This window comes from Jiangella gansuensis DSM 44835, assembly GCF_000515395.1.
In the GTDB taxonomy this organism is placed as follows: Bacteria; Actinomycetota; Actinomycetes; order Jiangellales; family Jiangellaceae; genus Jiangella; species Jiangella gansuensis.
Genome location: NZ_KI911782.1, coordinates 4203101 through 4210596, shown reverse-complemented (window position 1 = coordinate 4210596; position 7496 = coordinate 4203101). Strand labels below are relative to the sequence as shown.

7 protein-coding genes are annotated in these 7496 nt (G+C 70.9%); 1 reads left to right on the top strand and 6 read right to left on the bottom strand.

What is annotated here, in order from left to right:
- Positions 1–695 precede the first annotated feature (695 nt).
- From tyrS to JIAGA_RS0119765, 6 genes are all read right to left on the bottom strand, one after another.
- Entirely contained in the window at positions 696–1979 is a 1284-nt protein-coding gene (gene tyrS / locus JIAGA_RS0119790) for a tyrosine--tRNA ligase (RefSeq protein WP_026877012.1), read from the bottom strand.
- 120 nt (positions 1980–2099) lie between these two features.
- On the bottom strand, positions 2100–2747 hold the full coding sequence (locus tag JIAGA_RS0119785) for a DNA-3-methyladenine glycosylase (RefSeq protein WP_026877011.1): 648 nt from the start codon (positions 2745–2747) through the stop codon (positions 2100–2102).
- A gap of 60 nt (positions 2748–2807) precedes the next feature.
- The gene (locus JIAGA_RS0119780; RefSeq protein ID WP_026877010.1) at positions 2808–3086 is read right to left on the bottom strand and encodes a DUF6510 family protein; all 279 of its coding nucleotides are present in this window, start codon (positions 3084–3086) and stop codon (positions 2808–2810) included.
- 10 nt (positions 3087–3096) lie between these two features.
- The gene (locus JIAGA_RS0119775; RefSeq protein ID WP_026877009.1) at positions 3097–3858 is read right to left on the bottom strand and encodes an FAD-binding oxidoreductase; all 762 of its coding nucleotides are present in this window, start codon (positions 3856–3858) and stop codon (positions 3097–3099) included.
- The gene (locus tag JIAGA_RS0119770) at positions 3828–4424 is read right to left on the bottom strand and encodes a molybdopterin-dependent oxidoreductase (protein WP_026877008.1); all 597 of its coding nucleotides are present in this window, start codon (positions 4422–4424) and stop codon (positions 3828–3830) included. Before JIAGA_RS0119770 ends, JIAGA_RS0119775 begins: the two co-directional genes overlap by 31 nt.
- A 119-nt stretch (positions 4425–4543) precedes the next feature.
- Positions 4544–5563 carry a DNA polymerase IV gene (locus JIAGA_RS0119765; protein ID WP_026877007.1) on the bottom strand — a complete coding sequence of 340 codons (1020 nt, stop codon included), beginning with the start codon at positions 5561–5563 and terminating at the stop codon, positions 4544–4546.
- A 96-nt stretch (positions 5564–5659) separates the two neighbouring features.
- Here JIAGA_RS0119765 and JIAGA_RS0119760 point away from each other — a divergent pair, with 96 nt between their 5' ends.
- A complete protein-coding gene (locus JIAGA_RS0119760) occupies positions 5660–7249 on the top strand; it encodes an alkaline phosphatase D family protein (protein WP_026877006.1) in 1590 nt (529 codons plus the stop codon).
- The last annotated feature ends 247 nt before the right edge of the window (positions 7250–7496 follow it).

Sequence of the window (7496 nt, the reverse complement as noted above, 5' to 3'; positions counted from 1 at the left end):
ACTTGCATGTGTTAAGCACGCCGCCAGCGTTCGTCCTGAGCCAGGATCAAACTCTCCATCAATGACATATGACAACCCCAACCCCAAAAGGCCAGAGCTACCAAACCAATGAAAAGAACAACCCCAACAATAACAACAACCCCAAACAAGGGCTGCCGCATCATCAAAGGAACCCCAAACCCACCCCAAACAGGGCAGGCACGAGGACACAAACTAAATTGGCGTCAACAAACAACCATCAAAAACACACTGTTGAGTTCTCAAAAATCGGACGCACTCACCGACCCCCGCTAAGGGATCAACGTGAGACGCTGTGGTTCTTTGAAAGATTAGCTTCGGTCACGCCGGTGATCAAACCGGACTCGGACGGTCCTGATCAGGACCCCTGCCCGAAGCAGCTCCTTCAGCCTACTGCATCCGGCCCGCCGAAACAAAGCCGCTTGCAGCTCCACCGTTCCGCTTCCGACCAGCCCAGGCATGGGCCTGCTCAGATGAGCTGAAGTGGTGGGACTCCCGGGCCGGCCACCAGTGTTTCGGTGTCCCGCTCCCCGTGAGCCGAAGAGAAACTTACGCAGCTCTCGGCGCCGAGTCAAATCGTGGCGCGGCCGATCTCTGTGACGCCCGTCTCGTGCGCGTCAGCGCAGGTCAGGGCGATGTGGATCGGCCGCGCCACGAGTGGCGCGGCGCGGGCCGGCTCAGGCGCGAGCGATCTCCACGCCCCCGACCGTCCGCTTGCCCCGCCGCAACACCAGCCAGCGGCCGTGCAAGAGGTCATCGCGACCCGGCCGGGCGTCCGGCGCGGTGCCCGGATCGAGCCGGATGTTGTTCACGTAGGCGCCGCCGTCGCCGATGGCCCGCCGCGCCGCGGAGCGCGAATCGACCAGGCCCGCCGACACGAACAGGTCGACGTAGGTGGGTGGTTCCTCACCCGCTTCGACGACCGGTGCGCCGGTCTCGTCGAGCGCGGCCTTGAGCGTGCCGGGGTCCAGCTCCTCCAGAGCACCCATGCCGAACAGTGCCCGGGACGCGGCCACGACCTTCGCCGTCTCGTCCGCGCCGTGCACCAGCGTCGTGACGTCTTCGGCCAGCGCCCGTTGCGCACCACGGGCGGCCGGTTTCTCGGCGAGGTCGCGTTCGAGTGCCGCGATCTGCTCGGGGTCGCGGAAGGTGAAGACCTTCAGGTAGCCGATGACGTCGCGGTCGTCGGCGTTCAGCCAGAACTGGAAGAACGCGTACGGACTGGTGATCTCGGGGTCGAGCCACACCGTGCCGGATTCGGTCTTGCCGAACTTGGTGCCGTCGGCCTTGGTGATCAGCGGCGTGGCCAGCGCGTGCACGGCCGTCTGCTGCACGCGGTGGATGAGGTCGACGCCGCTGGTGAGGTTGCCCCACTGGTCACTGCCACCGGTCTGCAGCACGCAGCCGTAGCGGCGATGCAGCTCGAGGTAGTCCATACCCTGCAGGATCTGGTAGCTGAACTCGGTGAAGCTGATGCCCTGCTCGCTGTTGAGGCGGGCGCTCACGGACTCCTTTGACAGCATCCGGCCGACCCGGAAGTGCTTGCCGACGTCGCGCAGGAAGTCGATGGCCGACAGCGGAGCCGTCCAGTCGAGGTTGTTCACCATCCGCGCCGGGTGCGGGCCGTCGAAGTCGAGCAGCGGCTCGATCTGCTTGCGGATGCGCTCGACCCAGCCGGCGACCGTGTCACGGTCGTTCAGCGTCCGCTCGGAGGTCATCTTGGGGTCGCCGATGAGTCCCGTCGCACCCCCGACCAAGGCCAGCGGGTCATGGCCGGCCAGCTGAAGCCGGCGCATGGTGAGCAACTGCACCAGGTTGCCGATGTGCAGGCTCGGCGCCGTCGGGTCGAAACCGCAGTAGTAGGTGACCGGACCGGCTGCCAGGGCGGCGCGCAGCGCCGCCTCGTCGGTGGACTGCGCGATGAGCCCGCGCCAGTGCAGCTCGTCCAGGATGTCGGTCACGGTGCCTGGTCTCCTCATACGGTGTGCGGTGTGCTGACCCGCCCATGATTCCGCACTCCGAACCGCAACCGCACGCCAGATACCCGCCGACGACGGCGTCAGCTCACCTCGGGTGCCGGGTCACCGCCGGCGACGGGGCACGTGCGGCCGGTACGTCGACACCGTCGGCTCCCCGTCCAACCAGAACCGCCACGGGAACGCGTCGCCGTCACCGCCGGGGCCGCTCACCCCGACCCGAGGCCCGTTGCGCACGGACGTCGCCGGTACCGGCGGGCCGCTCAGCAGCACCGTCGTGGATCGAGACGTACAAAGGTCGGCGCCGTCGTCGGCCCGTCCCAGGCCCAGCGCCGAGGTCAGCCGGGCCGGTCCGCGGGCGAGGTCGCGCGGCCCCTTCGCCGAGCGGCGGCGTCCCCGTGCGAGCTCGGCGCCCTCGATCACCTCGCCGGCCCGCAGGAGGACCGCCGTCGCCGTCCCCTCGTCGCCGCAGACCACGTTGGCGCAGAAGTGCATGCCGTAGGTGAAGTACACGTACAGATGCCCGGCCGGGCCGAACATGACCGCGTTGCGGGCGGTGCGGCCGCGGAAGGCGTGCGAACCCGGATCGTCGGCGCCCATGTAGGCCTCGACCTCGGTCAGCCGGACGGCCACCGCTCCCTCGGCCGTCTCGTGGCGCAGGACGCACCCGAGTAGTTCCGGTGCCACCTCGAGCCCGGCACGGGTCAGAAACTGTCGATCGACCGTCGCCGCCGGCGACCCGCTGCGCTCCACCGCGCCAGTATCGGTGCCGCAGGTGACCCTCGACGCGTCGGGGGTGTGGCCGCACCGGCGTCACCCGGGCAGCGCCACCCGCAAGCTCACCGTCCCGCGCAGGTCGAGCCAGGCCGCGTCCGGGCCGCGGACCAACCGCATCATCACCCGATCGCAGCCCGGGCAGCGCGCCACCAGGCCGGGCGCATGCGAGTACACCCGCAACTCCGCGACCCGGCCACTGCGGCCGCAGCCGGCGCATCGCCCGATGGCCGTGGTGACGTCGACGGCGAACAGCTCGCCCAGCGGGCCGGCCAGCGCGTTGCCGTCCTCGTAGTCGTCGGTGAAGTCCTCGCTCATGTCACCCTCCTCAGGTGGATGGGCCGAACCGCTCGGTGCGGATCCGTCGCGGGTCGTGGCCCAGGTCGACCAAGGCCCCGGCAGCGGCCTCGACGAAGCCCGTCGGGCCACAGACGTAGCAGGTCGGCTCGAACGACGCCGGCCAGCCCAACGCCTCGAGGTCGGCGGCAGTGATCCGGCCGGCCGGCCGCGCCCAGCCGTCCGGCGCGGACCGCGTGTAGACCACCGCGACGTCCAGGCCGCCGTCGGCACGGGCGGAGCGGCGCAGCTCGGCGGCGTAGAACTGATCCGCCGGTGTGCGCACCGAGTAGACGAGCCGGAACGGAACCCGGCTGCCGGCCTGTCGGCGGGACCGGATCATCGCCATCAGCGGGACGATGCCCGAACCCCCGGCCACCAGCAACACCGGCGCCGGGTCCGGCGGACGCCACACGAACCAGCCGCCCACCGGCCCGCGGATCTCGATCGGGTCGCCGACGGCGTACGTGTCGGCCAGGTAGCCGGAGACCTCACCGTCGGGAAGCCGCTGGACGGTCAGCTCGATCCGGTCGCCGTCGGCGGGTGCGGCCAGCGAGTAGCTGCGCTGGGTGCTGTATCCGTCCTCGTCGGTGAGGCGGACGTCGACGTGCTGCCCGGGCAGGTGGCCCGGCCAGCCCGGCACGTCCAGCCGCAAGGTCCGCGCCGTCGCCGTCTCGTCGTGGAACTCGGCGAGAGTGGCGACGCGCCACGTGAGCCGGGTACTCAATCGCCCTGGTAGCGCTGTTCGCGCCACGGGTCGCCGTAGTCGTGGTAGCCCACGCTCTCCCAGAACCCGGGCTCGTCGTCCAGCAGCAGCTGAATGCCGCGCACCCACTTCGCGGACTTCCAGAAGTACAGGTGCGGCACCAGCAGCCGGGCCGGGCCGCCGTGCGGCGGTGACAGCTCGGAGCCCTCGAACTCGTACGCCACCCAGGCTTTCCCGTCCAGCAGGTCTTCCAGCGGCAGGTTCGTCGTGTAGCCACCGTAGGAATGCACCAGCGCGTAGTCGGCGGCGGTCTCTACGTCCTCCATCAGGACATCCAGCGAGACGCCGCGCCAGGTGGTGGCGAGCTTGGACCACTTCGTGACGCAGTGGATGTCGACCGTGGGCTCCTCGGCCGGCAACGCCAGCAGCTCGTCCCACCGCCACCGGTGCCGCACCCCCGCCTCGGTGACGACGGCGAACTCCCACTCCGGCAGCGGGATGCGCGGCGTCGGACCGGCCGACAGGACCGGGAAGTCATGCGTGAGGTACTGCCCGGGCGGCAGGTCGGCGTCGTCACGCCGCCGTCGCCGGAACCCTGGAGACACGATGCCCATCGGCCCACCATTCCCCTCGCGCGAGTGCGTCCTGGCGTCATGGTCCTCGCCGGCCGCGGCCGCGTCCAGTGGTCCGCGCCACTCGGCCGGCCGCGTCGTCGAGGCGTCCCTCGGCGCCGTCACGTGCCGAACTCCGCGCGCACACCGAGGAGACGGACCGGGCGGCGGTCGGTGAAGCGTTCCAGCGCGACCAGCGCGGCCGCGGCGATGGCGGGCGCGTCGCTAGTGGGTTCGGGGAGCTTGTAGCCATGGGTGGAGGTGAAGAAGGGCGCGTAGCGGACCTTGACCACGACGCGGACGGCGGGACGGTCCTCGGCGACGACGTCGGCGGTGACCTCGTGCGCCAGCCGTTCCACCTCGCGGCGGACCTCGTCCCAGTCGGCGATGTTCTGCTGGAACGTGCGCTCACGGCCGCGGGAGCGGGCCAGCCACGGCTCGCCGGTGACCCGCGCCGACGCCACGCCGCGCGCGACCCGCACCAGCCATGGCCCGATGGTGGGCCCGAGCTGCGCGGCGACCACGTCGGGGTGGGTGGTGGCCAACTCGCGCACCGTGTGGATGCCCATGCCGGCCAACCGCTTGGCGGTCTTCGCGCCGATGCCCCACAGCGCATCGGTGGGGCGGTCGCCGAGCACCTCGAACCAGCTGTCGTACGTGAGCGTGTAGACGCCGGCCGGTTTGCCGAACCCGGTGGCGAGCTTTGCCTGCAGCTTGTTCTCTCCGATGCCGACGGTGCACTCCAACTCGGTGGCCTCGCGTACCCGCCGCTGGATGCGCCGCGCGGTACCGGCGGGGTCGTCGTCGCCGGCGTCGACGAAGGCCTCGTCCCAGCCGAGGACCTCGACCACGCCGAACTCCCGCAGCGTCGTCATGACGTCCTCGGACACCGCCTCGTACGCGGGTTTGTCGACCGGTAGGAAGACGGCGTCAGGCGACCGTTTCAGCGCGGTGCGCAGCGGAATCCCGGAATGCACGCCGTGCTCGCGCGCCTCGTACGACGCGGTGGCCACGACGCCGCGCTTGGTGGGATCGCCGTCGCCGCCGACGACGACCGGCTTGCCGCGCAGCTCAGGACGGCGCAGCACCTCGACAGCCGCGATGAACTGGTCGAGGTCGACGTGCAGCACCCAGCGGGACACCCGTTCATTGTGACCGCCGGCACCGACGGGCGACGGCGCACCGACGGTTCATCCGCCATACACGGGCTCGTCGCCTGGCCTGGGAACCATGCCGCCATGGCTGATCTCTCCCGGCGTTCCCTGCTCACCGGATCCCTCGCGCTCGGTGCCGCCGCCACTCTGGGCACCGCGCTCCCGGCCACTGTCGCTGCGCGCACCACGGCTGGACGGCTTCAACCGGCTGGAGCTCCCGCCCTCGTCCGCACCGGGCGGCCGGTCCTCACCCACGGCGTCCAGGCCGGCGACGTCGGCCGCACCGCCGGCACCGTCTGGGCCCGCGCGGACCGGCCGGCCCGGCTGATCGTCGAGGTCTCCCGCGACCCGTCCTTCCGCGGCGCCCGGCGCGTCCGCGGCGACGTCGTCACCCCGGACTCCGACCTCACCGGCCGCGTCCTGCTGCGGGGCCTGCGCCCTGGCACTGAGCTGTACTACCGCGTCACCGCGGAGGACCCCGACACCGGCGCCGTCGGCGAGCCCGCCGTCGGGCGGCTGCGGACCGCGCCGGCCCGCCGCGAGGACGTCCGGTTCGTCTGGTCCGGCGACATCGCCGGGCAGGGTTGGGGCGTCAACCCCGACCACGGCGGCTTCCGGATGGCGGACACGCTGCTCGACCTCGACCCGGACTTCTTCCTGTGCAGCGGCGACACCGTCTACGCCGACGGCCCGGTCACCGAGACCGTCGCGCTGCCCGGCGGCGGCACCTGGCGCAACCTCGTCATCCCGGAGAAGACGAAGGTGGCCGAGACCCTCGACGAGTACCGCGGCCAGTACAAGTACAACCTGCTCGCCGACAACTGGCGTGAGTTCCTGGCCCGCACCCCGCAGGTCAACCAGTGGGACGACCACGAGGTCACCAACAACTGGTTCCCCGGCGAGATCCTCACCGACGACCGCTACACCGAGAAGCGGGTCGACGTGCTGGCCGCTCGGGCCCGGCAGGCGTTCTTCGAGTACCTGCCGATCGCCCCGACGTACGCCGACGGCGACGGGCGTGTCTACCGCAAGATCGAGTACGGGCCGCTGCTCGACGTGTTCGTGCTCGACATGCGCACCCACAAGGACGCGAACACGCCCGGAACCGAGACCGTCCCGGACGGCGGCGTGCTCGGCCACGAGCAGACCCGCTGGCTCATGCACGAACTACAGCGCTCGCGGGCGGTGTGGAAGGTCATCGCCGCGGACCTGCCGATCGGGCTGATCGTGCCGGACGGCGAGGCGCAGGAGGGCATCGCGAACGGCCGGCCCGGCGCGCCCGCGGGCCGCGAGCTCGACATCGCCCCCGTGCTGTCGTTCCTCAAGCGCAACGGCATCCGCAACCACGTCTGGCTCACAGCCGACGTGCACTACACCGCCGCACACCACTACTCCCCGGAGCGGGCCGCGTTCACCGACTTCGACCCGTTCTGGGAGTTCGTCTCCGGGCCGCTCAACGCCGGCGCGTTCGGTCCGAACACGCTTGACCCGACGTTCGGGCCGTCGGCGGTGTTCGTGGAGGCCCCACCGGCGCCGAACACGTCACCCGCGGAGGGCTTCCAGTACGTCGGCGAGGTCGCCATCGACGGCGAGACCGCCGAGCTGACCGTCCGGCTGGTCGGCGTCGACGGGTCCGTGCGCTGGCAGACGACGCTGCGCCCGGAGCGTCGCTGACCGCCCCCTGGCCCGGCGCCGGCTGCTTGCGCCGTCCCGCCACCGGAACGATCAGGTGACCTCGGTGGGCGGCAGCGGGCCGTTGGGTCACCTGATCACGGACCGTCCACATCGTGGAGACGATCAGGAGGCATGGTGCCCGGACGAGGCGGCGGCTGGGCCACCTGATCGTTTCGGTCACGGCGATCAGGTGACCTATCGGAGATCAGGTGACACAGCCGCGAGCCCGGCCCGGCGCGGTCAGGGT

Excerpts from the sequence above, each read along its gene's own strand:
- JIAGA_RS0119780 (WP_026877010.1), bottom strand. The coding sequence starts at position 3,086 with ATGAGCGAGGACTTCACCGACGACTACGAGGACGGCAACGCGCTGGCC.
- JIAGA_RS0119770 (WP_026877008.1), bottom strand. The coding sequence starts at position 4,424 with ATGGGCATCGTGTCTCCAGGGTTCCGGCGACGGCGGCGTGACGACGCC.
- JIAGA_RS0119760 (WP_026877006.1), top strand. The coding sequence starts at position 5,660 with ATGGCTGATCTCTCCCGGCGTTCCCTGCTCACCGGATCCCTCGCGCTC.